Annotated in this window: 20 protein-coding genes; 9 read left to right on the forward strand and 11 right to left on the reverse strand. The window is 73.8% G+C overall.

Features of this window, described 5'->3' with window-relative positions; genetic code table 11:
- Positions 1-345 precede the first annotated feature (345 nt).
- Positions 346-1269: a carbohydrate kinase family protein gene (locus IE329_RS26140; protein ID WP_229927768.1), complete on the forward strand. Its 924-nt coding sequence runs from the start codon at positions 346-348 to the stop codon at positions 1267-1269.
- Positions 1270-1342: 73 nt separating this feature from the next.
- Positions 1343-3472 (forward strand): trehalose-6-phosphate synthase, encoded by a 2130-nt coding sequence (locus IE329_RS26145; RefSeq protein ID WP_190213434.1) that lies wholly within the window; start codon positions 1343-1345, stop codon positions 3470-3472.
- Positions 3473-3638: 166 nt separating this feature from the next.
- Here the strand turns inward: IE329_RS26145 and IE329_RS26150 are convergent, their stop codons facing one another.
- Complete coding sequence (locus IE329_RS26150; RefSeq protein ID WP_190213435.1) at positions 3639-4166, reverse strand: peptidylprolyl isomerase; 528 nt, start codon at positions 4164-4166, stop codon at positions 3639-3641.
- A 193-nt stretch (positions 4167-4359) separates the two neighbouring features.
- On the opposite strand from IE329_RS26150, the gene IE329_RS26155 reads away from it, so the two are divergent.
- From IE329_RS26155 to IE329_RS26170, 4 genes are all read left to right on the forward strand, one after another.
- Positions 4360-4797: a glutaredoxin domain-containing protein gene (locus IE329_RS26155; RefSeq protein WP_190213436.1), complete on the forward strand. Its 438-nt coding sequence runs from the start codon at positions 4360-4362 to the stop codon at positions 4795-4797.
- Between the two features lie 246 nt (positions 4798-5043).
- Positions 5044-5868, forward strand: coding sequence for a GAF domain-containing protein (locus IE329_RS26160; protein ID WP_190213437.1), 825 nt, complete (start codon positions 5044-5046; stop codon positions 5866-5868).
- A gap of 80 nt (positions 5869-5948) precedes the next feature.
- On the forward strand, positions 5949-6248 hold the full coding sequence (locus IE329_RS26165; protein ID WP_190213438.1) for a hypothetical protein: 300 nt from the start codon (positions 5949-5951) through the stop codon (positions 6246-6248).
- A gap of 498 nt (positions 6249-6746) precedes the next feature.
- Entirely contained in the window at positions 6747-7121 is a 375-nt protein-coding gene (locus IE329_RS26170) for a hypothetical protein (RefSeq protein WP_190213439.1), read from the forward strand.
- A 95-nt stretch (positions 7122-7216) separates the two neighbouring features.
- On the opposite strand, the gene sigJ is transcribed toward IE329_RS26170, so the two are convergent.
- Positions 7217-8170 (reverse strand): RNA polymerase sigma factor SigJ, encoded by a 954-nt coding sequence (gene sigJ / locus IE329_RS26175; RefSeq protein ID WP_190213440.1) that lies wholly within the window; start codon positions 8168-8170, stop codon positions 7217-7219.
- A 153-nt stretch (positions 8171-8323) separates the two neighbouring features.
- Between sigJ and IE329_RS26180 the strand changes: the two genes are divergently transcribed.
- Positions 8324-9490, forward strand: a complete 1167-nt coding sequence (locus tag IE329_RS26180; protein WP_190213441.1) for an LUD domain-containing protein — start codon at positions 8324-8326, stop codon at positions 9488-9490.
- A gap of 126 nt (positions 9491-9616) precedes the next feature.
- On the opposite strand, the gene IE329_RS26185 is transcribed toward IE329_RS26180, so the two are convergent.
- Both IE329_RS26185 and IE329_RS26190 read right to left on the reverse strand, forming a co-directional pair.
- Positions 9617-10939, reverse strand: a complete 1323-nt coding sequence (locus IE329_RS26185; RefSeq protein WP_190213442.1) for a cellulase family glycosylhydrolase — start codon at positions 10937-10939, stop codon at positions 9617-9619.
- 874 nt (positions 10940-11813) lie between these two features.
- Positions 11814-14216, reverse strand: coding sequence for a glycoside hydrolase family 2 protein (locus IE329_RS26190; protein ID WP_190213443.1), 2403 nt, complete (start codon positions 14214-14216; stop codon positions 11814-11816).
- Positions 14217-14493: 277 nt separating this feature from the next.
- On the opposite strand from IE329_RS26190, the gene IE329_RS26195 reads away from it, so the two are divergent.
- Positions 14494-15804, forward strand: a complete 1311-nt coding sequence (locus tag IE329_RS26195; protein ID WP_229927769.1) for an ABC transporter substrate-binding protein — start codon at positions 14494-14496, stop codon at positions 15802-15804.
- Positions 15805-15976: 172 nt separating this feature from the next.
- Here the strand turns inward: IE329_RS26195 and IE329_RS26200 are convergent, their stop codons facing one another.
- Complete coding sequence (locus IE329_RS26200; protein WP_190213445.1) at positions 15977-17656, reverse strand: cellulose binding domain-containing protein; 1680 nt, start codon at positions 17654-17656, stop codon at positions 15977-15979.
- Positions 17657-18199: 543 nt separating this feature from the next.
- On the opposite strand from IE329_RS26200, the gene IE329_RS26205 reads away from it, so the two are divergent.
- Complete coding sequence (locus tag IE329_RS26205) at positions 18200-19240, forward strand: LacI family DNA-binding transcriptional regulator (RefSeq protein WP_190213446.1); 1041 nt, start codon at positions 18200-18202, stop codon at positions 19238-19240.
- Between the two features lie 19 nt (positions 19241-19259).
- Here the strand turns inward: IE329_RS26205 and IE329_RS26210 are convergent, their stop codons facing one another.
- The 6 genes from IE329_RS26210 to IE329_RS26235 all read right to left on the reverse strand — a co-directional run bounded on the left by IE329_RS26210 (position 19260) and on the right by IE329_RS26235 (position 25799).
- Complete coding sequence (locus tag IE329_RS26210; RefSeq protein WP_190213447.1) at positions 19260-20285, reverse strand: LacI family DNA-binding transcriptional regulator; 1026 nt, start codon at positions 20283-20285, stop codon at positions 19260-19262.
- A gap of 94 nt (positions 20286-20379) precedes the next feature.
- Positions 20380-21402, reverse strand: a complete 1023-nt coding sequence (locus IE329_RS26215) for a LacI family DNA-binding transcriptional regulator (protein ID WP_190213448.1) — start codon at positions 21400-21402, stop codon at positions 20380-20382.
- Positions 21403-21529: 127 nt separating this feature from the next.
- The gene (gene manA / locus IE329_RS26220; protein WP_190213449.1) at positions 21530-22759 is read right to left on the reverse strand and encodes a mannose-6-phosphate isomerase, class I; all 1230 of its coding nucleotides are present in this window, start codon (positions 22757-22759) and stop codon (positions 21530-21532) included.
- 103 nt (positions 22760-22862) lie between these two features.
- Positions 22863-23894: a LacI family DNA-binding transcriptional regulator gene (locus IE329_RS26225; RefSeq protein ID WP_190213450.1), complete on the reverse strand. Its 1032-nt coding sequence runs from the start codon at positions 23892-23894 to the stop codon at positions 22863-22865.
- Between the two features lie 67 nt (positions 23895-23961).
- A complete protein-coding gene (locus IE329_RS26230) occupies positions 23962-24843 on the reverse strand; it encodes a carbohydrate ABC transporter permease (RefSeq protein WP_190213451.1) in 882 nt (293 codons plus the stop codon).
- On the reverse strand, positions 24840-25799 hold the full coding sequence (locus tag IE329_RS26235; protein ID WP_190213452.1) for a carbohydrate ABC transporter permease: 960 nt from the start codon (positions 25797-25799) through the stop codon (positions 24840-24842). Before IE329_RS26235 ends, IE329_RS26230 begins: the two co-directional genes overlap by 4 nt.
- Between the last annotated feature and the right edge of the window lie 20 nt (positions 25800-25819).

Genomic DNA, 25819 nt, shown 5'->3' on the forward strand with positions numbered 1-25819 from the left:
CAACGCCTTCTGGCAGAACGTCGCCCAGGGCGCCCTCCTCGTCGTCGCCGTCGTCATCCAGCAACGCCGCAACGGCGAACGCCGCATCGGCCTCCCCGCCTGACCCCCGGGCCGCCGGTTCGTCCCAGACCCGGCGTCCCTGACCCGGCGCCGCGCCTCCGCGACCGCCCGCCACCGGCACCGTGCCGGTGGCGGGCGGTCCGCGTCGCGCCGGCAGTGCCGTGGGTGGCGCGCCCGGCCCGGCCGGCGGTCACCCGGGGGCGGGCGGATCTTCGGCGGGGCCGCCACGGCCCCGGCCGGACGGAACGGACGCGGCGTCGCCGGCCACGCTCGTATCCTCGTCGGATGGAGACGAACGGCAGCCCACGCCGGTGCGAAGTGCTGGTGGCAGGGGCGTACTTCGCGGATCTGGTGTTCCACGGACTGCCGCGGCCGGTGCGGCCGGGCGGCGAGGTGTTCGCCGAGGGGTTCGCACTGGTGCCCGGTGGCGCGTACACGCTGGCCATGGCGATGCACCGGCTCGGGCACGAGGTGCTGTGGAGCGCGGACTTCGGCACGGACGTGTTCAGCGGCGAGGTGCTGGCGGCCGCCCGGACGGAGGGCCTGGACGAGACCGCGTTCCGCCACCACCCCTTCCCGGTACGGAGCCTGACCGTCGCCCTGTCCACCGCCGGCGACCGGGCCATGGTCAGCTACCAGGACCCGGTCGCCCCCACGGCGCTCGTCCCGCTGCTGCGCAGGCACCGGCCCCGGGTCCTGATGCTGCCCCAACTGCGCTGGGACCCCGAGGTGCTGGCGGCGGCCGAGGCCGCCGGGCAGCTGGGGGCGCTGGTGGTGATGGACTGCCACGACTCACCCGCCACCCTGGACGACCCCGGGGTGCGCCGGATCCTCGCCCGGGTGGACGTCCTCACGCCGAACGCCTCCGAGGCCCTGCGGCTGACCGGCGCCGCCGATCTGGACCAGGCGATCGCCGAACTCGCCGCACTGGTCCCGACACTGGTGGTCAAGCGGGGGCCGGACGGAGCCGTCGCCGTCCGGGACGGCAAGCGCCATGACGTCCCCGCCGTGGCCGTGCGGGTGGTGGACACCACCGCGGCGGGCGACTGCTTCAACGCCGGCTTCGTCCACGGGCTGCTCGCCGGCTGGGAGTTGCCCGCCTGCCTCACCGCCGCGGCGGCCTGCGGCGCCGCGGCGACCACCGGCCCGGGCTCCGGGTCGGCCCTGCGCGCCGGGGACCTCGCCCCCCGGCCGGTACCGCCGGCCTGACCCCCGGCACCCCGGACGGTGACGATGAGGTGCACACTTCACGGCGCTGAGTGATCGTGTTAGCGTCCGTCGGATGTCGAGAATTCTGGTCACCGATCTGGACGGCACCTTACTCGGCGGCGGCCCGGCGGACCGGGGTCGACTGCGGGACGCGCTGGCCCGGCATCCCGAAGTGACCGTGGTCTTCGCCACCGGCCGCGGCAGAAGCTCGATCCTGGACGTCCTGCGCGATCCGCTCGTCCCCGCGCCGCGGTGGGTCATCGCGGACGTCGGCGCCACCGTCCTCGACGGCGCCGACCTGTCCACCGTCGAACCGCTGCAGGAACAGCTGCGCGCCGGCTGGCCGGGCCCGGACCGCGTACGGGCCGCGTTACGCCGCTTCCCCGGTCTCGGCTACCAGCGGGGCGTGGTCCAGGACGGCCGCTGCTCCTACCACCTGGCTCCCGAGCACCTCACCGCCGGGCTGACCGAGGCCGTCGAGGCCCTCGGCTGCGGCTGGACCTACTCCGCGGACCGCTACTTCGACGTCCTGCCGGCGGCCGCCTCCAAGGGCGGCGCCCTGCGGGCCCTGGCCGCCAAGCAGGGCTGGCCGGACGAGGAGATCCTGGTCGCCGGGGACTCGCTCAACGACCTGTCACTGTTCCGGCTCGGTACCCACGGGGTGATCGTCGCCGGGGCCGAACCCGCCCTGCTCGCGGCGACGGCCGGCACTCCCCTGATCCACCGCGCGCACCGGCGGGGCGCGGGCGGCATCCTGGCGGCGCTCCGGGCGCTGGGCTGGGTCACCCCGGCCCGGGCCCACGTCCAGGCCCGCACCCCGGCCCGCACCCCGGCCCAGGATCCGGCGGCGCAGCGGCACTCGCTCGTGATCGGGTACCACCGCCCGCCCCTGCGCTGGACCGGCGGGAGCTGGCGGCCGCCCACCAGCCCCAACGGCATCCTGCCCACCCTCACCAGCGCCTTCGGCGACGGACTGCCGGGTGTCTGGGTCACCGCCCTGCCCGGCGAGCACCCCGAGGCCGGCCGTGTACCGCCCGCCGGGCCGCCACTGTCCCTCGTCCCGCTCACCACCGCCGAATGGACCGGTTACTTCCACCGCGCCTGCAAGGAAACCCTCTGGCCCGCCCTGATGTCCGAGCCGGACCGCTCGGTTTTCGACGACCGCGCCTGGGCCGCGTACCGCAGCGTCAACGCCCGGTTCGCCGAGCGCATCGGCGCGCTGGCCGCCCCCGGAGCGACGGTCTGGCTGCACGACTACAACCTGTGGCTGGTCCCGGGCCTGCTGCGCACGGCCCGGCCCGACCTGCACACCGGGCTCTTCCACCACACGCCGTTCCCTCCCCCGGACATCTTCGCCGCCCTGCCGGTCGCCGCCGAACTGCGCTCCTCCCTGGCCCACTTGGACTGGGCCGGATTCCACACCGCCAGGTTCGCCGAGCACTTCCGCCAGGCCCTGGCCGGCCTGCCCCGCGCGCCCCGCGTCCAGGTCCGCCCGCTCGGCGTCGACCGCCCCGCCATCGAGGCCCTGGTCCGCGCCCGGACGCCGCCACCGCGATCACCGGCCGGACATCTGGTGCTGGCCGTCGAACGCCTCGACTACGCCAAGGCCCCGGTGCAGAAGGTCGAGGCCGTCGCCCGGCTGCTGGCGCAGCGGCCGGACCTGCGCGGGCGGCTGACCTTCCGGCTGGTCTGCCCGCCGCCGGAGCCCGGTCTCACCGCCTACGACTCCACCCGCGCCCTGCTCGAACGGCGGGTCGCCGAGGTCAACGAGGCCTGGCAGCAGGCGGACTGGCGCCCGGTGGACTACCTCCCCCGCAGTCTCTCCTTCGCCGAGGTGGTCGACGAGTACCTGGCCGCCGACGTGCTCTGGGTGACTTCGCTGCAGGACGGGATGAACCTGACGGCCAAGGAGTTCATCGCCGCCCAGGCCGCACTCCCCTCCTCCCGCCGGACGCGCGGGGCCGGTGTCCTGGTGCTCTCCCGCCACGCCGGGGCCGCCGCCGAACTCGGCGACGCGGCCCTGCTCACCGACCCGCGGTCCCCCGACGACCTCACCACCGTCCTCGCCGAGGCCCTCGCCCTCGGCCCCGCCGAACGCGGCGCCCGCATGCACCGCCTCGCCACCCTGCTGGGCCACGAACGCCCCGCCGACTGGGCGGCGCGGATCGTCCAGGCGATCCGCCGTCCCGACCCGGCGGCCTGACCGTCCCGCAAGCGCGGCCCGACCGTCAACGGCCTTGCTGCGGCTCGTGGTTCTGCCCCGCACCGGGCCGGTGCGGGGCAGCAGCGGACCGGCTGCGCCGAGGCAGGCCCGGCGCGGCGCGGCCCGTGGTGGGCGAAGCCCGCGAGCGGGGCTGCTGCCGGGCAGGTCAGCGGGTCTCGACGACGACCTTCTCGATGACCGCGTCCTGCACCGGGCGGTCGTTGCGGGGGTTGGTCTCCGTCGTCGCGATGGCGTCGACGACCACCTTGCTGGCGTCGTCGGCGACCTCGCCGAAGATGGTGTGCTTGCCGGTCAGCCACGTGGTGGGCGACACGGTGATGAAGAACTGGGACCCGTTGGTGCCCGGCCCGGCGTTGGCGCTGGCCAGCAGGTACGGCTTGGTGAACGCCAGGTCCGGGTGGAACTCGTCGGCGAACTTGTACCCGGGCCCGCCGGTCCCGTTGCCCAGCGGGTCGCCGCCCTGGATCATGAAGCCCTCGATGACCCGGTGGAACACCGTGCCGTCGTACAGCGGTGCGGTGGTCGGCTGCCCGGTGTTGGGGTCGACCCACTGACGGTCGCCGCTCGCCAGCTCCACGAAGTTGCGCACCGTCTTCGGGGCATGGTTCGGCAGCAACCGGATCACGATGTCGCCCCGGTTGGTCTTCAGCGTCGCGTACAGCTCTTCCGCCATCTCAATCCTTCGGTCACAACGTATCTGGCACGGCCAGTATCGCGGGCCGCGGCCCCGATCCGCGGTGATGACACGACAGGCCGTCACCCGGCCGCGACCCGGGCGGCGGAGGGGGTGCGCACCACGGCGGCCGGCGATCCTTCGGGGCCCGCCCGGCCGGGCCGGCCGCACGACCGGTAGCCTGCCGACCACTATGGTGCGTGCCTGGATCCTGCCCCTGTCCCTGCTGGCCCTCGGCTCCCTGGTGGCGGCCCTGCTCGCCGTCCAGGAGGCCCACGTGGCGGCCGCCGCGCTGCTGTCGGCGTTCGTCCTGCTCGCGGGGTTGCACTCGCCGTTGGCGTTCCCCCGGCCGGTCGGGGCCGCCGAGGCCGAACGTCGAAGCGCCGTCGACGGCCGCCCGGTCGTCTACTGGCGGGCCGGCTGCAAGTACTGTCTGCGCCTGCGGTTCCGGTTGGGCCGCGACGCCCGTCGGGTGCACTGGGTCGACATCTGGCGCGATCCGGCCGGGGCCGCGGTGGTGCGGATGGCCAACGGCGGTGACGAGACCGTGCCGACCGTGGTGGTGGCGGGCCGGGCACACGTCAACCCCGATCCGGCCTGGGTGCGCGGTCAGCTCGGCTCGTCCGGCTGACGGGGCGCCGGCCCCCGGCACTGCCGCCCGTCCGTCCTCCCGCCCGTCCCACCGTCCGCTCACGTGTCCGGGCGTCCGGGCGGGTCGCGGCAGCCGGCCGGGAACCGGGCGGGAACCGGGCGGGAACCGGGCGGGAACCGGGCGGGAACCGGGCGGCGGTGCCGTCCGTCTGTCAGGACGTCGGGGTCCGGGCCCGCCCGGGGCGCGGGCAACGACGAAGCGGTGACAGCGATGTGATGGGGTGGGATGGACTGGTTCCGCAGATACTGGCTCAAACTCCTGCTGCTGGTGGGGTCCAGCCTCCTCGCCTCGGGCGTGTTCGTGGCCTCGATCTGGGCCGGCGACCACGAGGTGAAGAACCATGAGAAGTACCTCTGGACAGGCGCCGTCCTCGCGGTGGCCGTGGTGCTGGTAGCGGCCTCCGAAACGGCCCTCAACGAGCGGGAGAAGGAGCATGCCCGCCGGGAGGCCGGCCGGTTGGCCGGCGCGCTGGCACTCTCCTACCACTCGACGCTGGCGCCGCTCGCGACAGCGCTGGGAAAGCTCGCGGAGGAGCATGCCGAGGCGTACGCCGCCACCGGGGCGCCGGTCCCGGCGGGGCTGGCCGGCACGCGGGCGGCGGAGTCCGCGGTGATCCTGCGGTCCGTGCTCGTCGGCGCCTCCGTGCTGACCACCGAGCCCGACCCCGGCACGCACCTCCCGACCGCGCGATGCGCGTTCTACCGGCTCACCGACCGCGGCAGGCACGAGTTCACCCTCGTCGACTGGGCGGGGGCGCCGCCCGGGCCGCGTCCGGTGATCGACGGAGCGGCGGGCAGCCACTTCCTGCACGACATCCTGGACAACGGCGCGCAGTATCACGTCGGGCAGGTCACCGGCCTCGTGAGCAAGGTCGATCAGTTCAGCGCCAAGTACCGCTCGGTCATCGCGGTCCCGGTGGTGGCCGGCGGAAAAAAGATCGGGGTCCTCGCCGTCGACGCACCGGGCGGGACGGACCTCACCGTCGTGCACGTCGACCTCATGAAGTCCCTCGCCGGACTTCTCGGAGCAACCCTGGCCCTGGCCGGATAGGAAGGTGGTGCGGCATGCGGCCTCGGCTGACTCTCCGCTTCCGGCGCGAACGCCGTCCGGTCGCCGGCCCTCCGGAGGAGATGAACTACATCGAGGAGAGCTACGTCATGGCCACCGAGCGGGAACGGTTCGCGCGGGAGGCGCGAGCCGCGTTCGACCTGAAGGTGGCCGCGGCCAGCGGTTCGACCGGGTGGGAGAACTTCAGCCTGCTGGTCCTCGCCGCGGCGTCCTTCGCCGCGGTGCTGACCCGCGGGCTCCGGCACCCGGGCCCCTGGACCTACCTCTTCGCCGGGGCCGGCGTGCTGTGCCTGGGGCTGCTGCTGCTCAGGTGGTGGCTGCAACGCCGGGCCGGCCGGCCGCGGCCGCCGGCCGAGCACTGAGTCCGTCCGGCCCCGGCGGCCAAGACCGGCCGCACGGACGGGGCCGGGACGGCGCGAGCCGGACGGCCGGTGAGCCGCGGCGGCGCGGCGGTGTGACCGGGGCCGGCCGGCCGATCCCCCGGGCACACCTCCGATGGGTGTGCGAGCGCGCGGCCGCCCGGCGGCCGTCCTACGGTGAAGGCAGCACCACAGCGGCCTGAGCCCCCGATCAGCCGCGTCGCGAGGCCCCGGGCCCAAAGCGTCCGGGGCCTCCCGGTGCGGGCACCCGGGCGCCGGGCGGGACCTTCCGGACCGCGCCGGGTGTTGCCCGGCGGCCCCTCCCCGGGCGGCTCGCACCCCGGACGCCGGCGACCGCGCCGGCCCGCCCGGCGCGCATCGTCCGGGCCGGGCGCGCACCTCGTCCAAGCCGTACCGGCGCCGTGGCGCGCCCGGCGGATAATGGCCGGGCCCGCAGGCCGGCCGGCCGGCGGCACGGATCGACGGAGAGGCAGCGAACGGATGACCCTGGAGGAAGGCCGGCGCGTCAGGTTGGCCGAGGACCTCGGGATCGGCGAGGCGGTCGGCGGGGAGCCCATGGCGGTGGTCGGGTTCCTCTCGCTGGCCGCCGGCACCGAGGGCACCGTCGAGCGGGTGGACGGGGAGCTCCCGCAGAGCACGGAGGTCCGCGAGTACCAGCGGCTCAAGGCGCTCTTCGAGGACTACGGGCACACCATGCCGGTGGCGAGCCGCGAGCGGCTGGAGGAACAGGTCGCCGCGCTGGAGCCGGAGTGGACGGCCTACCAGGAGCGGGGGAACCGGGTGACCGTCCGGGTCCGGCTGGACAACGGCTTCGTCCTCGACGGTGCGCACCAGGACATCCTCACCCCGCTGTGAGGCAGGGGGCCGGTGCAGCAGGGGGCCGGTGAGGCAGCCGGCCCGCTGTTGCTCCCGCTGCTGTTGCTGTTGCTGTTGCTGTTGCTGCGGGACGGTCAGGCCGGCCGCCACGGGCGGAGCTTCTCCGGGTTGCGCACGGCCCAGATGTGGGTGATCCGGTCGTCGTCGGCGACCTCGAAGGCGAACACCGTCTCGACCCGCCCCTCGGACTCGGCCACCAGGCCCGGCTGCCCGTTGACCGTGCGCTCGGAGATCGTCCGGGGCGGCGAGAACCGGGCGATCGTCAGGTAGAGGCGGGCGATCCGCTCAGCACCCTCGATCGGCAGCAGGTGGGCGACGGCCCGGCCGCCACCGTCGGCGAGCGCGGTGGCGCCCGGGTCGAGCAGGGCGACCAGGGCCTCGATGTCCTGCGCCTCCCAGGCCGTCCTGAACCGCCGCACGACGCTCGCCCGCCGGGCCGCGTCCGGGCTCGCCCCGGCCCGCGCGGCGGCGGCGCGGCGGCGGGCCGAGGACGCCAGCTGACGGCAGGCCGCCGGGCTGCGGCCCACGATCTCGGCCACCTCGGCGAAGGGGTAGCGGAAGACGTCGTGCAGCACGAACGCGACCCGCTCGGCCGGGGTCATCGCCTCGAACACCACCAGGAAGGCCATCGTCACCGACTCGTCGAGGGTGATCCGGTCGGCCGGATCCACGCCGGCCCCACCGCCCGCCCCGGCGGTCCACCCGGCCGGTGCGGGCAGCGGCTCCGGGATCCATGCACCGACGTAGGCCTCCCGCCGGGCGCGCGCCGAGCCGAGCAGGTTCAGGCAGATCCGGCCGGCCACCTTCGTCAGCCAGGCGCCCGGCGAGACGATGGCCGCCTGCTCCGCCGGGGACATCACGTACCAGCGGGCGTAGGTCTCCTGGACGACGTCCTCCGCGTCGGCCAGCGACCCGAGCAGCCGGTAGGCGAGGTTGAGCAGCTGTCGCCGCTCGCCCGTCACCGCGCTCAGGCTCTGGTCCCGCTGCTCGTCCGCCTGCCGCGCTACCTGTTCCGACGGGGTGGTCATGGCTCTCCGGCTCCCTCGTTCGTCCGCTCCCACTGCTACGACAACGCAGGGCGCCGGAATGTGAGGCCGGCACCCCGCCTCACATCCGGCGGGGCCGCGTTGTCGGACAGGTGGACACGAGCACTTCATCCACCACAGGACAGGGAGCTCCGCATGAACGACTTCCAGGAGATCGCCGACCGCGTCCGGATCGACGCGCTGCGCGGCGAGTTCACCGATGCGGCGATGATGCGCGACCGCGACCGGCTCGCCGCGCTGTTCACCCTCGACGGCGCGCTGCGGATGCCCGACGGCGCGATCGAGTTCGTCGGCCGCGACGAGATCCGGACCGGCGGCGAACGCCTGCAGAGCCAATGGGACTTCTTCGTGCAGAACAGCCACCCGGGCACGATCCGGATCGACGGCGACGCCGCCACCGGTCGCACCTACATGCACGAGGTCGCGCGTCTGCTCGACGGCCGCTCGGGCCTCAACTACGCGGTCTACCACGACACGTACCGCCGCACGCCGGAGGGCTGGAGGTTCACCGAGCGGGTCTACGAGATCCGGTACGCCGACAGCACCCCGCTGGCCGGCTCGGCGCCCGGCCGCGACGCCCGGGCGCACGACTTCGGCGGGGCCGGGCACAGCGGCGGGGCAGCGGGTGCCGGCACGGCGGACGCCGCCACCGGGGCGGCCGGCGCATTCGCGGCGCCGGTGCCCGCCCGGGCCGACGACTTCGCGGCACCAGCGTCCGCCGAACGGCTGGAGCGGGCAATCAAGGCGCTGCGGGCGAACGGCTTCGCCGCCGAACTGCTCGACGACGCGGCGGCGGCCAGGGCCCGGGTCGAGGAACTGATCCCCGCGGGCGCGGGCGTGTTCACCGGGGCCAGCGAGACGCTCCGGCTCTCCGGCATCGAGGCCGACATCGAGACGGGCGGCCGCTACCGGGCTCTGCGGCCACGTGTGCTGGCGATGGACCGCGCCACCGAGTCCGACCGGATCCGCCGGCTGGTGGCCACCCCCGACGTGCTGCTCGCCAGTGTCGCGGCGGTCACCGAGACCGGCTCGCTGGTCATCGCCTCGGGCAGCGGCAGCCAGCTGCCCGCCTCGGCCGGCGGCGCCGCGCGGGCGATCTGGGTCGTCGGGGCGCAGAAGCTGGTGCCCGACCTGGACACCGCACTGCGCCGGGTCGAGCGGCACGCCCTGCCGCTGGAGACCGTACGGGCCCAGGCGGTCTACGGGCGGCCCAGCGCCGTCAACCGGTTGCTCGTCCTCAACGCCGAACCGCAGCCCGGGCGCGGCACCGTCCTGCTGCTGCGCGAGGCGGTCGGGTTCTGACCTCCGGCGTGGTCGCGGCAGGGGGCAGGGGGACGCCGCGGGGGTGACGGGCGAACGCCGGCCCCGGCGCTCCCCCCACCCGCGTTCGGGTGGGGAGCACCGGGGCCGGGCCGCCAGGGGCGTCGCTCAGTGGTCCGCCGCGCTGCCGTGCACCACGCAGGAGCGGCTGTTCTCCCAGCCCCAGCCGTCACCGTCCGGGTCGGACGAGGCACTCACGCAGTACGGGTACCCGTTCGGCGCCGTGGTCGACGTCGGGGAGGGCGACGCCGTGGGGGTGGTGTCCGCCGCGCTGCCGTGCACGACGCACGAGCGGCTGTTCTCCCAGCCCCAGCCGTCACCGTCCGGGTCGGACGAGGCACTCACGCAGTACGGGTACCCGTTCGGCGCCGTGGTCGACGTCGGGGAGGGCGACGCGCTGGGAGAGCTGGTGGTGCTGCCGTAGACGGTGGCGGTCCTTGAGGTGCTGGAGATGCCGTTGCTGCCGTTGAAGAATCGGTTGCCCCAGCTGGTCAGCGAGTTCTTGTCGAACCCGTTGACCAGGTCGAGGTACTCGACGCCACTGCCGTTGCCGCTCCAGGACCAGCCGAGGTAGCCCACCTTGAGGGAGGTGGCGGTGGACATGATCGCGTCCTCGTCGGGGTTGCCGTCGCTGTGCATGTTGCCGAACTCGCCGACCACGATGGGGAGATGGTTGCTGACGAAGTAGTTCAGGTAGTCCTGCACCTCGGCGGCGGTGTCGTAGACCCCGTACATGTGGATCGAGAAGATGGTGTTGTGGTCCGGGTCCGACGCCAGCACAGTGGCGGCGTTGTTCCGCATCGTGCCGGACCAGTCCTGGCCCCAGTTCGGGGCGTCCGCCATCAGCGCGTGCTTGATCCCGGCATTGCGGAGCTTGCTGATCGCGCCCTTGGTGGAGCCGGTCCAGGCGCTGTAGTCGGTGTTGCCGAAGGGCTCGTTGCCGAGATTGATGACGACGTAGTTCTCCTGGCCCGCCAACGCGCTCTTGTTGTCGATCCAGAACTGCGCCGCCCGGTCGAGGGTCGTCGCGGCGCCGTCCTCGCCGTACCCGGTCGTGTCGTGCACCTCAAGCACGCAGATGAGCTTGCTCGACCTGCACTGGCCGATCAGGGACGAGACCTCGGAGGTGGTCGTGCGGGTCCACCGGTCGCCGTTGCTGAGCACGATGCGGACCGTGTTGGCGCCCTTGGCCGCGATGTCGGCGATCGAGCTGGTTTGGCTCGGGTACCAGGCGTGCGCGTGGTTGACCCCGCGCATGACGAACTCGTTGCCGTTGGCCTCGTAGACGCGCCCGTTGCTGACGTGGATGCCGGAGGCGACGGCCTGGGCACTGCCGGCGGTGAGCCCGAACACGGAGACCAGCAGACCGAGGACGGCGGCGACTGCCGCGCCGACGGCCGTGAGCACCCTGCTGCTCGGCGGCTTTTCCATGATTCTCCTCAGGAGGGATGTGGGGGTGCGATCTGTCCGGGCGGTCGTCCCACGGGCTGCGGCCGACGGTCGACGCCGGCGGGGGCCAGCCGTGCGGGGAGCCGCGGGACGGACGGTGGCGCGTCCTCCCGCCCGAGGGTGGTGGCGAGGGGCCGGGCGACGAGGTGGTGAGGCGTCGCGGGGCATCGGATGTCTGTCCGCACCGGAGCTGAGCGCGATCCTGACACGCCGTTAGGGGCCGGTCAATACTTTTGCTTAACCGATTAATCTGCGCCGGAAGCGGAGCATCCATCGGGCATCCCTGCGGCCACGGCCCCGGCGGGCGGACTAGGCGGCCACCCCAGCGGCCGCCCCAGCGGCGCCGGACCGCACACCCGGACCCCCGACCGCACCCGCCGGCAGCCCCGCCGCAGCTGCGACTCCGTGCCGGAGCTTCATGAGTTCGCAGGTGGAAGCCTGTTCAGGCCAGGCAGGGTGGCGCACCCGGAGATTCGGACCGGCGATCCCGCCGGGGAACACGACCAGGGCCACCGGTGGCCTTCCGGCCCGGACGCCCGACCCGGCCCCGAGCGCTGGAACGGCCCGCCGTGACGGCGGGCCGAGGCATTCTGTTAACCGATTAATTAATGGAGGTCGCCCACCGGACGGCGAGTTGCCTGCGGCGTGGGACGGAACGGCGCGGGGGCGGGACGGAACGGCGCGGGGGCGGGACGGGGCAAAGTGCTGCCCGTCCCGCCCTCGTGCCCCGCCCCCGCGCCCCATCCCCTCCCCGTCCCCGTCCCCATCCCCCGCCCCCGCGCCCGCGCCCGCGCCCGCCGGGCGGGGTACCGAGAGCGAGCGGCTCCGCCCTACCGCGGGTCGAAGGCCGGCTCGTTCACGCCGGTTCGACGCAGAACAGGGCAGCGCGGGCGGCGTCCGCGTCGACGGAGCCGGCCCCGGTGACCCGGATCCGGACCTGCTCGCCCGCCAGCAGGGTCACCAGGCCGCGGTCCGCCGCCGCGGCCGGGGCGATGCGGTCGGCCTGCAGCAGCAGGTCGCGGAGCAGGGTGCGGGCGGTCACCACCACGTCGACGGCGTCCTCGCCGCCGGTGACCGGCTCCACGCTCACCTCGAACTCCGGCTGCTGGTAGGCGAACACCCGGTCGATGACGGGGAAGTGCAGGGCGCGCAGCCCGTCCGCGTCGGCGACCAGGAACTCCTTGGCCGAGCCCTCCACCGGCCGCAGCGCCTGCGGCACGGCCAGCCGCACCACCGACCGGGCCGCGACCGTGACCGGCACCTCGGACTCGGCCGTGACGGCGCCGTCCGCGGACACCCTGCGCAGGGTGACGACGCTCTGCCAGGGCTCCGCCGCCTGGTTGACCAGGGCGACCTCGGGCGCGGCGCCGTCGGCCCCCGGCTGCAGGGTCAGCAGGCGGTCGGCGTAGAGGCGGCGCAGCTCGTGGTAGAGCGGCTTGAGCCGGCCGTCGCCGTCGATCGCGGCCCAGGAGGAGACCGGCCAGCAGTCGTTGAGCTGCCAGACCACGGTGCCGGCGCAGCGCGGCCAGTGCGAGCGCCAGTGCTCGATGCCGGTGGCGATGGCGCGGGCCTGGACGACCTGGGTGAGGTAGTGCCAGCGGTCGAAGTCCCCGGGCGGCGCGAAGTGCCGCTCGACGCCGCGGTTCAGCTTGCCGTTGCCGTCCTCGGCCTTCTGGTGGTGCAGCATGCCGGGCGAGTCGGCGGCGAGGTCCTCGCCGGGCAGGGCCCGCAGCAGGGTGGCGTGGGCGGGCGGCGCCTGCCAGCCGAACTCGGAGACGAAGCGGGGGACGTTCGCGCGGTACTCGGTGTAGTCCTGGCGGTTCCAGACCTCCCACGAGTGGTGGGTGCCGTGGTCGGGGTCGTTGGGGTGGTGGTCCCAGGAGCCGGACCACGGGCTGCCGGCCGAGTAGGCGCGGGTGGGGTCGAGTTCGGCCACGATGCGCGGCAGTACCCCGAGGTAGTAGCCCTCGCCCCAGGAGTCGCCGGCCAGTTCGGGCTCCCAGCCCCAGTCGCGGAAGCCCCAGAGGTTCTCGTTGTTGCCGTTCCAGAGCACCAGGCTGGGGTGCGGCATCAGCCGGACGACGTTCTCGCGGGCCTCGGCCTCCACCTCGCCGCGCAGCGGCTGCTCCTCGGGGTAGGCGGCGCAGGCGAACAGGAAGTCCTGCCAGACCAGCAGGCCGAGTTCGTCGCAGGCGTCGTAGAAGGCCTCGTCCTCGTAGATGCCGCCGCCCCAGATCCGGATCAGGTCGATGTTGGCCTCGGCGGCCTGGGTGAGGCGGGTGCGGTAGCGCTCGGGGGTGACCCGGGTGACCAGGGTGTCGTCGGGGATCCAGTTGACGCCGCGGGCGAAGAGGCGTTCGCCGTTGACGACCAGGGTGAAGCCGGTGCCGTGCTCGTCGGCGGAGGTGTCGAGCTCGACGGTGCGGAAGCCGATCCGCCGGTGCCAGGTGTCGAGCGGGCCGGTGGCGTCGGCGAGGGTGAGGCCGAGGTCGTGCAGGGGCTGGTCGCCGTAGCCGCGGGGCCACCACAGGGCCGGGTCCGGCACGTCGAGGGTCAGCACGGCCCGGTCGCCGTCCAGGACGGTCTCGGCCTCGGCGCCGGCGACGGTGGCGCGGGCGGTGAGCGGGCGTCCGGCGCCGGCGGCGGTGCGCTCGACGGTGAGGTGGATCTCGACCCGGCCGGTGCCGTCCTGGACGGTGACCAGCGGGCGGACCTGGGCGAGCCGGGCGGTGGACCAGTGCTCCAGGCGGGCGGGGCGCCAGATGCCGGAGGTGGGCAGGGTGGGGCCCCAGTCCCAGCCGAAGCTGCTGGCCATCTTGCGGATGTACTGGAACGGCTCCGGGTAGACGTTCGGGCGTTCGCCGGTGATCGCGCGGACCTCGGCGGCCTCCTGATAGGGGTTGGTGAAGTGCACGGCGAGGTCGCCGGCGAGGCCGGTGACGTCGAAGCGGTAGCTGCGGTGCATGTTGCGGGTGCGGCCCAGCTCGGTGGCGCCCAGGGTGATCCGGGCGGCGGTGTCCAGGCCGTCGAAGACGAGGTCGGTGCGCTCGTGCGGGCCGGTGCCGGCGAGGCGGGTGCTGTAGGTCCAGTCCCGGCGGCCGACCCAGGCCACCTCGTTCTCGTCGGTGCCGAGGTACGGGTCCGGGATCAGCCCGGCGGCCAGCAGGTCGGTGTGGACGCTGCCCGGGACCCGGGCGGGGAGCAGGGCCCCTTCGTGGTGCAGGCTCCAGCCCTGGTCCAGCTGGGTGACGTCCTTCATGGTGCGGCTCCATTCGCGTTGACCGACCCGATCGGGTGTGGGCGGTGCAACGCTAACCCGCTCGCCAGGGTCTGTCCATAAACCGGTTCTTCTCCCGGCATGGGCAACGGAAAGCACTCAATGGGCCGGTTCACGTGCGGATTCCCTCAACTCGTGCAACGGAGAGTAACATTTTGCCCCGCCGTGAACCACAGTGGTTTACCGGTTAGGCTCTCTCCTGGCATAGTTCCGGCAACCCGCGCGCATGCCGGGACAGACCTGGAAGGAGCCGACATCAGTGGACAGACGGTCCCTTGTCGCAGCGATCGCAGCCGTGGCCCTGGCCGCGACCGGCTGCAGCTCGACGAAGAAGGCGGTGGACTTCGCCTACCCGCCGGCCGACCCGGACACCGTCGCCGGTGACATCACCGTGCTGACGCAGCGGACCGACCTGGTCGCGGGCGGCGTCCTGGACGGCTACGCGGCGCAGTTCGAACGCGTCCACCCGAAGGTCAGGGTCCACTTCGAGGGCATCACCGACTACGAGGGCGAGGTCAGGCGCCGGCTGGGCACGAAGTCGTACGGCGACGTCCTGATGATCCCGGCCTCCCTCCCGCAGAGCGACTACCCGGCATACTTCGCGCCGCTCGGTCCGGGCGCCGCCGTGGGCTCCCGGTACCGCTTCGCCGACCGGGCCACGGTCGGGGGCAAGGCGTACGGGATGGCCGAGTCGGGCTCCGCCAACGGCTTCGTCTACAACAGAGCGGTCTGGGCCAGGGCCGGGATCACCGAATGGCCCGCCAGCCCGGCGGAGTTCCTGGCCGACCTCCAGCGGATCAAGGACCGCACCGGCGCGATCCCGTACTACACGAACTACAAGGACGCCTGGCCGCTGACCGGCTGGTCGAACAACGTCGGGTCGGTCGGCTGCGATCCGCGGGCCACCGCCGAGCTGAGCGTCAGCGACACCCCGTGGTCGGCGGGCAGCGACCTGAACGTCATCGACACCCTGCTCCACGACATCGTCGCGCGCGGGCTCGCCGAGAAGGATCCCACGAGCACCGACTGGGAGAGGTCCAAGACGCTCCTGGCCAAGGGGGACGTCGCGGCCATGCAGCTCGGGTCCTGGGCGGTCGCGCAGATGCAGGACGCCGCCCACAAGGCCGGCAGCGACCCGGCCGCGATCGGCTTCCTGCCCTTCCCGGTGCAGAAGGACGGCGTCTTCTGCACCGTCGTGGTCTCCGGCTACCAGCAGGCGATCAGCCTGCACTCGGGGAACAAGGCGGCGGCCCGGGCGTGGATCGACTGGTTCACCGACAAGTCGGGCGCCGCCGCCCGGGAGGGCGCCGTCCCCACCCTCGCCGCGGCACCGCTGCCTGCCGTCCTCAAGCCCTTCGCGGACAAGGGCGTCAAGTTCCTCGACCGCTCCGAGGCCGACACCGCCCAGGTCGACGCCATCGACGGCCTGGCCGGCATCGGCCTCAACCGGCCCGACTACCGGAAGAAGCTGATCGACATCGCCCGCGGCGCCCAGCCGGGCAGCACGGCCGCGTTCTTCGCCGACCTCGACCGCCGCTGGGGCGAGGCCGCGCTCCGCGCCACCCCCTGACGGGCGCTCCTCCCCCGCCGCAGCGCCGCTCCCACCCCCGTCGGGTGGGGCGGTGCTGCGGTACGCCCGGACGGGACCGGCGACCGGGGAGCGCCTGCACCCCACGCGCCGGAACGGGACCGGCCGGCCGGTGACGCGGGGTGCGCGTCACGGGCCGGCCGGTGCCTCGCGGTCAGTACGTGGTGCAGGTGGTGCCGTTCAGCGTGAAGCTCTGCGGCACGCCGTTGGTCCCGGCGACGGAGGCCCCGCTGAAGCCGAAGTTGACGGAGGACCCGGCCGCGACGGTGGTGTTGTAGTCGGCCGGGTTGGTCGCGGTGACCTGCCGCCCGCTCTGGGCGTAACGGGCGTTCCACATCTGGGAGATGCTCTGGCCGCCGGGGAACGAGAAGACCAGCTGCCAGCCGTTGACTGCGGTGCTGCCGGCGTTCCTGACGGTGACGTCGCCGTTGAAGGACGTCCCCCAGTCGGAGAGCCCGTAGTGGACGGAGCAGGTGCCCGTGGACGTGGGGGTCGCCGTCGGGGGGACCGTGGCGGTCGGGGACGCCGTGGGCGTCGGGGAGACCGTGGCGGTCGGGGACGCCGTGGCCGTCGGCGAGGCGGTGGCGGTCGGCGACGTGGTGGCGGTCGGCGACGTGGTGGGGACGACCAGCCCGCTCCTGGCCCGCATCCGGTCGGAGTGGGCGCGGAACACCGAGAGTTCGGGCGCCCCGGCCAGGACGCCGAACTTCCCGTCGACGTTGTGGTCCTCGTACCACCAGAAGGCGCTGCCGTCACCGCCGGCCGCCTCGAAGTCGGCGTAGAGGGCCGTCCACCAGGCGGAGCGGTCGACGTTGTGGACGTTGAACTCGCCCATGAAGAAGGGCTTGCCGACCACGTCGTGGGAGTCGCTGATCCACTTGCGGACCAGTGCCTTGGTCCGGTCGATCGAGAAGTTCGCCCAGGCCTCGGTCGGGTACGGGTGCGCCGAGGTGTAGTCGAGGTACGGCGACTGCTGGACGCGGACGAAGGGGTTGCCCTCGTCGCCGCCGAATCCGTAGGCGGTGCCGTGGCCCTCCAGACCGGCGCCCAGCAGGTGCTTGGAGTCGATGCCCTTGACGAAGGCGCCCATCTCGTCGACCCAGGCGCGCAGGGTGGTGCCGTCGACGTTCTCCGTGGCGCTCTGATTCTCGTAGCGGGGCTCGTTCATGAGGTCCCAGGCGAAGACGGTCGGGTCGTCCTTGTACTTGACGCCGGTGTAGGTGTTGGTGCGGTTCAGGGCGTAGCCGACGTAGTTCTTGTAGGAAGTGAAGCAGCCGGCGCAGCGGGTCTTGTCGAAGAACGCGGCCCGGCCGGGCTGGCCGCCGGACAGGCCCTCCCACTGCAGGCGGCTGTCGATGCCGCCGTAGGCCTCCCAGTAGTTCTCGAAGACCGGCACCAGCTTCAGGCCGTGGGCCTTGGCCGAGGCGATGATGTAGTCGAACTCGGCGAACTCGCGCTCGTTGTAGACGCCCTTGCTCTTCTCGAAGCCGTGCCAGTCGTCGTGGCTGAACATCCACAGCCGGACGACGTCGACCTTGTCCGCCGCCAGGTTGGCGAAGTGGGCGTCGATGCGGGCCTTGTCCATGTACTCGGCGTCCGTCGCACCGGACCCGGGGCCGTAGGTGAACATGTCGTAGGTGTTGGCGCCGGCGACGTAGTACTCCTTGCCGTCCAGGCAGAAGTGGATGCCGCAGCGGGTGGCGAAGGCGCTGCCGGCATCGGCGGCGGAGGCCGGCGTCCGGCCCAGGGTGAGGCCGGTCACCGCGAGTGCGGCGGCGAGCAGGACCGCCGGCGGCCCGAGTCTTCTGGAGCGGGGTTCGATCTTGTGGCGCACGCGCGTCCCTTGCGTCCCAGGGTGGGGTGGCGGGTGGCCCCTGAACCGCCGGCGTCGCCGGCACCGGGGCCGGGGACGCGCTGCGGTGCTGTTCCGGGCGGTGCCAGGGGGCGGTACGAGCCCTCGGCCGCGAGGGGCGGCGGGCCGGCGCCGCGCAGCGGCGGCCGGACATGGGGGCTACGGTGCGGACGGAGGTGTTGGGGCGTCCGTCCGCACCGCGTCTGCGGGGCCCGGAGCGAGCCGGGTGCGGCCGGTGCGGCGGGTGGGTCACGACGGGCCGGTGACCGGCGTCCGCGGGGGGGGTTGGCCCGGGCGGCCGGGAAGTGCGGCCGGCAGTGCCCGCAGTGACCAGCCAGGCGCTTAACCGATTAACTACCGAGAACGGTAGAGGCGGCCGGATGACCCTGTCAACGCCCGATTAACCGTTTCTTCCCCAGCCTGCACAGCGGCCGTAACAGGGTGGCCGGACACCCCGCAGGTCGGCGTAGTAGCTTGAGGGGAGCAACATGCGCCTAAGCGGTTCGGAAGGGTTTTGTGGATCAGGTGTCCCAGCAGAAGAGTCCTGCCGCGCGGCGGCCCACCATCGCCGACATCGCCAAGATCGTCGGCGTGTCGAAGGTATCCGTCTCCAACGCCCTGAACGGGCAGCCCGGCGTCTCCGACGCGACCCGGGCCAAGGTGGTCGCCGCCGCCGAGGAGCTCGGCTTCGTCCGCAACAGCGCGGCGCGGGCGCTCAGCGGCGCCAAGGCCGCGGCGGTCGGCCTGGCCCTGTGCCGGCCGGCCCGGATGCTGGGCACCGAGCCCTTCTTCATGGAGCTCATCGGCGGGATCGAGAAGGTGCTCTCCGACGCCTCCTACTCCCTGGCGCTGCAGGTGGTGCCCGACCACGACCGGGGCCTGGAGGCCTACCGGCGCTGGTGGGGCGAGCGGCACATCGACGGGGCGATCCTGGTGGACCTGCGCGAGAACGACGCCCGGGTCCCGGCCCTGGAGGAGATGGGCCTGCCGACCGTGGTCATCGGCCACCCCTCGGGAGCCGGCACCCTGACCCCGGTGTGGTCGGACGACGCCGCGGCGGTCCGCGAGACGATGGAGTACCTGGCGGCCCTGGGCCACCAGCGGGTCGCCCGGGTGGCGGGCCTGACCGGCCTGGTGCACACCTCGCTGCGCGACCACGCGTTCGCCGAGGCCTGCGCGGACCTGGGCCTCCAGGCGCAGCCCGTCGTGCACACCGACTACACCGGCGAGGAGGGCGCGCGGGCGACCCGCCGGCTGCTGCTCTCGGCCGGGCGGCCGACCGCCGTCCTCTACGACAACGACATCATGGCGGTCGCCGGGCTGTCGGTGGCCCAGGAGATGGGCCTTCAGGTGCCGCGCGACCTCTCGATCGTGGCCTGGGACGACTCCCCGCTCGCCCAGGTGGTGCGGCCGCCGCTGACCGCCCTGTCCCGTGACATCCACGCCTACGGCGCCAACGCGGCCCGCACCCTGCTCGCCCTGGTCACCGACCGCCGGGCGGCCGGCTACGAGGACCTCGCGCCGCGGCTGACCCCCCGGGGCAGCACCGCACCGCCCGCGGCCTGAGGCCTCCCCGCCGACGGGTTCAGGGGGCGGGGGCCGGCCCGGTGGTGCCGCGCGGCACCAGCACCGGCGTGCCGGAGGTCCGGGACGGCGCCGTCCCGTTGTCCAGCAGCTCCAGCAGGCAACGGGCCACCTGCTCGCCGGTGGCGAACGGGTCGTGGCTGAGGGCCGACAGCGCCGGGCGGGTGATCCGGCACAGGTCGGAGTCGTCCCAGGCGACCAGGGACAGGTCCGCGGGCACGCGCAGGCCCGTCTCGGCGGCCACCGCGATACCGGCCACCGCCATCACGTCGTTGTCGTAGAGCACCGCGGTGGGCCGGTCGGCCGAGGCCAGCAGGCTCCGGGTGGCCGCCGCGCCGCCGTGCGCCGACAGGTCGGTACGGACGGCGCGGGCGCTGTCCAGGCGCAGCTCGGCGGCGGTGTCCTCGAACGCCCGGGCCCGCTGCAGGGTGCGGCCGAGCGTCTCGGGGCCGGACACGTGGGCGATCCGGCGGTGGCCCAGCATCGCCAGGTAGCGCACCGCCTCGGCCGTCGCGGCCGCGTCGTCGCTCCACACGGCGGGGAACGGCCCGGCGAGCGCGGGGTGGGCGAGCGCCACCGCCGGCATGCCGAGCCGGCTCAGCGCGGCGACCCGGGGATCGTCGGCCGACACGGCGATCAGCACGGTGCCGTTCACCCGGCCGGACTGCCACCACTGCCGGTACAGCGCGATCTCGGCGTCCAGGTCGGGGGCGACGTGCAGCAGCAGGGCGCAGGGCCGGTCGGCGAGCACGCTCTCGATGCCGCCGATCAGCGCCATGTGGACGGAGTCCAGGCCCACCCCCACCGCCTCCCGGGTGATCGCCATGCCGACGGTGTGCACCCGCGGGCCGCCGGCCAGCGCCCGGGCCGCGAGGCTCGGCGACCAGCCGAGCTCCCGGGCGGCCTCGGTGATGCGGCGGCGGGTGGCCTCCGACACTCCCGGCCGGTCGTTCAGGGCGAGCGACACGGCGCCCGCCGAGACACCGGCGCGGGCGGCGACATCACGGATCGTCACCCGGCGTTCCATCGTGATTCCTCTCCGTCCTGCTGGGCCGCGCGGCCGTCGGTGCGCGGCGCGGGTCCATCCTGTCAGGTCGGCGGGGCATTGCCCGCCGGGCTCGTCAACGGACGGCCGGCGGCGGGCTCTCGGCGGAGCCGCGGGCGATCAGGCGGGTCGGGATCACGATGCGGCGCGGCGGGGTGCGGTCGCCCGCCAGGCGTTCGAACAGGGTGCTGGCGGCGGCGGTGCCGAGGGCGGCCGGGTCCTGGGCGACGACGGTGAGGGCGGGGGTCAGCAGGTCGGCGAGTTCGAGGTCGTCGAAGCCGAGCAGGGCCGGCCGCCCGCCGGTCCGGGGCAGCCGGTGCAGGGCCGCGACGGTGATCCGGTTGTTCGCGGTGAACAGCGCGGTGACGGGCTCGGGGCCGCCGACGAGGCGGGTGACCGCCTCCGCCACCCGGGCCCGGTCGGTGGTGCCGCAGGCGATCCACCGCTCGTCCACCGGGAGGCCGGCGGCGGCCATCGCCTCGCGGTAGCCGCGCAGCCGCTCGGCACTGGTGTGGATCTGCGGCAGGTCGCCGATGAAGCCGATCCTGCGGTGACCGTGCCGGATCAGGTGGCTCACGCCCTCGCGGGCGCCGCCGGCGTTGTCGCTGAGGATCGCGTCGGCGGCGATCCCGGTGGCCGGGCGGTCGACGAAGACCACGGGGGTGCCGGAGGCGGTCTCGGGGAGGAGGTAGGAGTGGTCGTCGCCGGCCGGGACGACCACCAGGCCGTCGACCCGGCGGGCGCAGAAGGCCAGGGCGAGTTCGCGCTCGCGCGGCGGGTGCTCGCCGCTGGAGCCGGTGAACAGCAGGCAGCCCTCCGCCGCGGCCACGTCCTCCACGGCCCGGGACAGGGCGGAGGAGAACGGGTCGGCGATGTCCTCCAGCAGCAGGGCGATGCTCGCGGTGCGGCCGGTGCGCAGCAGGCGGGCGCTGTCGTTGCGGCGGAAGCCGAGTTCGGCGATGGCGGCGTTGACGCGGGCCGCCATCGCCGGGCTGACTCCGCTCTCGCCGTTGACGACCCGGGAGACGGTCTTGAGGCCCACGCCCGCCGCGGCGGCCACGTCGTTCATGGTGGGCCGGCTGCCGTGTCTGCTGGTCATGGCACGGAGCTTACGGGGTCGGCGCTCCGCCGCGGCCTGCTCCGGCGCCGCGGTGTCCACGGCGCGGGCGGGGCGGCTCCGGGTGGGACGCGGGGTGTCGGCGCCCGGCCCGGCCCGGCCGTTCCGGTCAGTCACCGTCGCCGGGCGGGGGGACGGCGGCGCGGTAGAGGGTCGCGGTGCCCCGCAGTTCGGCGGGCGCCCCGGTGCCGGGGACGAACACGCTGTCGCCCCGTCCCAGGGCCACCGGCCCGCCCGGGTGCTGGACGAGTTCGGCGGTGCCGTCGACGCAGAAGAGGATCTGCGGGCCCCGGCCGTCGACGGTGGCACGGCCGAGCACGTCCAGCCGGGACAGCGCGAACTCGGCGGCCGGCGCCGGGTAGTGCAGTTCGCCGTCGACGCCCGCCGTGGCCCGGACGAACGCCGGTGCGGACGGCCGGAAGTCGACGATCCCGGTGAGGGCTGCCACGTCGACGTGCTTGGGGGTCAGCCCGCAGCGCAGCACGTTGTCCGAGTTCGCCATGATCTCCACGCCGGTGCCGCGCAGGTAGGCGTGCGGGACCCGGGCGTCGAGGAAGAGGGCCTGGCCCGGACGCAGCCGCACGTGGTTGAGCAGCAGCGCGGCGACCAGCCCCGGGTCGCCGGGGTAGTCGCGGGCGGCGGCCGCGAACGCGGCGTGGGCCGGGGCGTCGGGGCCGCCCTGCCGGGCGGCGTGCTCCAGGGCCGGGGTGAGTTCGGCGGCGGCCCTGACACCCCGCTCGCGGTCGCCGCCCAGTGCCTCGGTGAGGACGGTGCGCAGGGCGGTCGCGGGCTCGCCGGTGCGCAGCACGTCCAGCCAGGGCGCCAGTGCGGGGGCGTCCAGCGGTGCGAGCAGCCGGGCGGTCGCGGCCGGCTCGCGGAATCCGCAGAGGGCGTCGAAGTCGTCCAGGGCGCAGATCAGTTCGGGCTTGTGGTGCGGGTCCTTGTAGATCCGGTGCGGGGCGTCCAGGGGGATGCCGGCCGCCTCCTCGGCGGCGTACCCCGCCCGGGCCTGCTCGTTGCTGGGGTGGACCTGGACGGACAGGGCCTGCCGGGCGGCGAGGATCTTGAGCAGGAAGGGCAGCCGGCCGCCGAAGCGGCGTCCGGCACGCTCGCCGAGCTCCCGCCCGGGGTCGCGGGCGATCACCTCGGTCAGCGGCTCGGGGCCGTCGCCGCGGTCCAGCAGCGAGGGGGCGCCCGGGTGGGCGCCCATCCACAGCTCGGCCTCGGGCAGTCCGGTCGGGGTGCGCCCGGTGAGCTCGGCGATCGCGGTGGTCGAGCCCCAGGCGTAGGGGCGGATCTCGTTGCTGAGCAGGCCCGCGGTCGGCTGGGGCTCGGTCATGTGCTGCTCCGGTGGGAAGGGGCCGGCAAGGGCGGGCCGGCCCGTCCCCGGGGCTCCTTACCCTCGGAAGGAGCCGGGGACGGACCGGGGTCGGGGGCCGCGGTCAGGCGCCGGGGGGCGCGCTGCTGCCGCGGGGGACGAGCACCGGCGTGGGTGCCGGGCCCGAGGGGACGCTGGTGCGGTTGACCACGTCGAAGAGGGTCCGGGTCACCTGGACGCCGTAGCCGTGCACGTCGTGGCTCATGGCGGAGAGCGTCGGGTGGGTGAGCCGGCACAGCTGCGAGTCGTCCCAGGCGATCAGGCTGAGATCCCTGGGCACCTGGAGCCCGAGCTCCGCCGCGACCGCGATGCCGGCGACGGCCATGATGTCGTTGTCGTAGATGATCGCGGTGGGGCGTCGCTCCGGGGCGGCCAGCAGTCTGCGGGTGGCGCGGGCGCCGGCGTGGCCGGAGAAGTCGGTGGTGAGGGTGCGGGCCGGCTCCAGCCCGAGCTCCGCGGTGATCCGCTCCAGGGCGCGGGTGCGGATCGCGGTGTGCCCGAGGGCCGGGTCGCCGCCGACCCGGGCGATCCGCCGGTGGCCGAGGACGGCGAGGTAGCGCACCGCCTCCTCGATCGCGGCCGCGTCGTCCGTCCACACCGCGTCGACGGCCCGGCCGGCGAGGCCGGGGTGACCGGCGGCCACCGTCGGCATGCCGATCCGGGCGAGCGCGGGGATCCGGGGGTCGTCCTCGGTGAGGTCGACCAGGATCGAGCCGCTGACCCGTCGGGTGCGCCACCACTCGCTCTGGACGGCGATCTCCTGGTCACGGTCGCGCACCAGGCGCAGCAGCAGGGACGCGGAGCGCTCCTGGAGCACGGCCTCGATGCCGGAGATGAACTCCATGTAGAAGGGTTCGAGGCCCAGTTGGCGGGCGGGCCGGGCGATGACCAGGCCGACGGTCTCGATCCGGCCGGCCGAGCCGGCGAGCCGGCGGGCGGCCTGGCTGGGTGTCCAGCCGAGTTCGGCGGCGGCGGCGCGGATCCGCTCGCGGGTGGGGAGGGCGAGGCCCGGGCGGTCGTTGAAGGCCATCGAGACCGCCCCGGCGGACACCCCGGCCCGGGCCGCGACGTCCCGGATGGTGACCCGCGGGCTCATCGGTCCCCCTCGCCCGGTCCGGGGTACGGCACCGCGGCGCGGGTGCGGTGCCGTACCGGGACGTCGGTCACTTCGTCGAGCCGGCGGCGAAGCCGCTGTAGATGAAGCGCTGCAGGGTGAGGAAGACCAGGAAGGTCGGCAGGATCACCAGGACGGTGCCGGCCGAGATGGTCTCCCAGTGGGCCCCGAAGGGGCCCTTGAAGCGGAACAGGGCGGTGGAGACGGTGCCGAGTTCGGAGTCCGGCATGTAGAGGAAGGGGATGTAGAAGTCGTTGTAGACGGTGATCCCCTTGATGATCACGACGGTGGCGACGGCGGGCTTGAGCATCGGGAGGATGATCCGCCGGTAGATGGTGAAGCTGTTCGCGCCGTCGAGCCGGGCGGCCTCGTCGAGGGAGACCGGGATCGACCTGATGAACTGCAGGAAGACGTAGATCGAGACGATGTCGGTGCCGAGGTACAGCAGGATCGCCGCCCAGCGGGTGTTGAACGCCCCGAGGTCGTTGACGATCTGGAAGGTCGCGACCTGGGTGGTGACGCCGGGCACCAGGGTGGCGACCAGGAACAGGCCCATCACGAGCTTCTTGAGGCGGAACTCGAAGCGGTCGATGGCGTAGGCGGTCATCGAGCCGATCAGGACGGTCCCGGTGGTGGAGATCACCAGGATGATCGCCGTGTTGACGAGGGCCTGGACCAGCCGGCCCTCCTGGAAGGCCGTCAGGTAGTTGCCGAAGTTGAACCAGTTGCCGGGCGGGGTGAGCGGCCCGGTGGTGGAGGCCTCCTTGTCGGTCTTGAGCGAGGTGAGGAACACCACGAGCAGCGGGACGAGGACGATCGCGCTGGCGATGACCAGCGAGAGGTACTTGGCGGTGCCGCCGACGGTGAAGCGGGCCCGGGGGCTCCGGCGGGCCCCGCGCCGGGCGGCGAGGGCGGTGTCAGGAGTGGTCACGACAGTTCCACCCTCTCCTCCGGCACCAGGCGGCGCTGGATCCAGGTGACGAGCAGGATGAGCGCCAGCAGCACCACGGCGCTCGCGGAGGCGAGCCCGACCTTGTCGAACTTGAAGGCGAGGTTGACGGTCTGGATGACGAAGGTCTGGCTGCCGTTGGCGCCGCCGGTCATGATGTACGGGATCTCGAAGACGGCCAGCGAGCCGGAGATCGCGAGGATCACGCTGAGGCTGATGATCGGCTTGATGCTGGGGGCGATGATGTGCCGGAACTGCTGCCAGCGGTTGGCCCCGTCCAGCGAGGCCGCCTCGTAGAGGTGTCCCGGGATGGACTGGATCGCCCCGAGGAACAGCACCATGTTCAGGCCCATGTAGCGCCAGACCGAGACGCCGGCCAGCGACTTGTTGACCAGGTCGGGGTCGCCGAGCCACATCTGCTTGCCGTGGTGGCCGAACGCGTCCAGCAGGGAGTCCAGGGTGCCGCCGGGCTGGAAGAAGTACAGGAAGACGAAGCCGATCGCGACGCCGTTCATCAGGTAGGGGAAGAACAGGATCCCCTTGAAGACGTTGCGGAACCTGGTGTTGAAGCTCAGCACCGTCGCGAAGTAGAGGGCCGCCGCGATCTGCACGAAGGACGCCGTCAGGTACACGCCGCTGACCAGGAAGACCTTGAACAGCTCGGGCCGGGTGAACAGCTCCAGGTAGTTGTCGGCGCCGACGTTCTCACTGGTGGGGCTGATGCCGTCCCAGTCGGTGGCGCTGTAGCCGAACATGTCGATGATCGGCAGGTAGGTGAAGGCCACCAGCAGGGTGAGCGGGACCAGCAGGTAGAGCCAGGGGGTGAACCACCAGTGCCTGCGGGTGGTCCGCCGGTGGAGGGCCGGCTTCGTCGGTGCAGCCGGGGCGGCCGGGGCCGGGGCGGGCCCCCGCTTCCTGTCCTTCTGCAGTGCAGTCATCTTCGTTCCTTCGTTGGATC

It is taken from the genome of Kitasatospora indigofera (genome assembly GCF_014655955.1).
Lineage (GTDB): Bacteria > Actinomycetota > Actinomycetes > Streptomycetales > Streptomycetaceae > Kitasatospora > Kitasatospora indigofera.

Bases quoted from the DNA above. Each gene is read 5' to 3' on its own strand.
- IE329_RS26185 (WP_190213442.1), bottom strand. From the start codon at position 10,939: ATGGAAAAGCCGCCGAGCAGCAGGGTGCTCACGGCCGTCGGCGCGGCA.
- IE329_RS26215 (WP_190213448.1), bottom strand. From the start codon at position 21,402: ATGACCAGCAGACACGGCAGCCGGCCCACCATGAACGACGTGGCCGCC.
- IE329_RS26210 (WP_190213447.1), bottom strand. From the start codon at position 20,285: ATGGAACGCCGGGTGACGATCCGTGATGTCGCCGCCCGCGCCGGTGTC.
- IE329_RS26235 (WP_190213452.1), bottom strand. From the start codon at position 25,799: ATGACTGCACTGCAGAAGGACAGGAAGCGGGGGCCCGCCCCGGCCCCG.
- manA (WP_190213449.1), bottom strand. From the start codon at position 22,759: ATGACCGAGCCCCAGCCGACCGCGGGCCTGCTCAGCAACGAGATCCGC.
- IE329_RS26155 (WP_190213436.1), top strand. From the start codon at position 4,360: ATGGTGCGTGCCTGGATCCTGCCCCTGTCCCTGCTGGCCCTCGGCTCC.
- IE329_RS26140 (WP_229927768.1), top strand. From the start codon at position 346: ATGGAGACGAACGGCAGCCCACGCCGGTGCGAAGTGCTGGTGGCAGGG.
- IE329_RS26190 (WP_190213443.1), bottom strand. From the start codon at position 14,216: ATGAAGGACGTCACCCAGCTGGACCAGGGCTGGAGCCTGCACCACGAA.
- IE329_RS26225 (WP_190213450.1), bottom strand. From the start codon at position 23,894: ATGAGCCCGCGGGTCACCATCCGGGACGTCGCGGCCCGGGCCGGGGTG.
- IE329_RS26145 (WP_190213434.1), top strand. From the start codon at position 1,343: ATGTCGAGAATTCTGGTCACCGATCTGGACGGCACCTTACTCGGCGGC.
- IE329_RS26160 (WP_190213437.1), top strand. From the start codon at position 5,044: ATGGACTGGTTCCGCAGATACTGGCTCAAACTCCTGCTGCTGGTGGGG.
- IE329_RS26150 (WP_190213435.1), bottom strand. From the start codon at position 4,166: ATGGCGGAAGAGCTGTACGCGACGCTGAAGACCAACCGGGGCGACATC.
- IE329_RS26180 (WP_190213441.1), top strand. From the start codon at position 8,324: ATGAACGACTTCCAGGAGATCGCCGACCGCGTCCGGATCGACGCGCTG.
- IE329_RS26170 (WP_190213439.1), top strand. From the start codon at position 6,747: ATGACCCTGGAGGAAGGCCGGCGCGTCAGGTTGGCCGAGGACCTCGGG.
- IE329_RS26165 (WP_190213438.1), top strand. From the start codon at position 5,949: ATGAACTACATCGAGGAGAGCTACGTCATGGCCACCGAGCGGGAACGG.
- sigJ (WP_190213440.1), bottom strand. From the start codon at position 8,170: ATGACCACCCCGTCGGAACAGGTAGCGCGGCAGGCGGACGAGCAGCGG.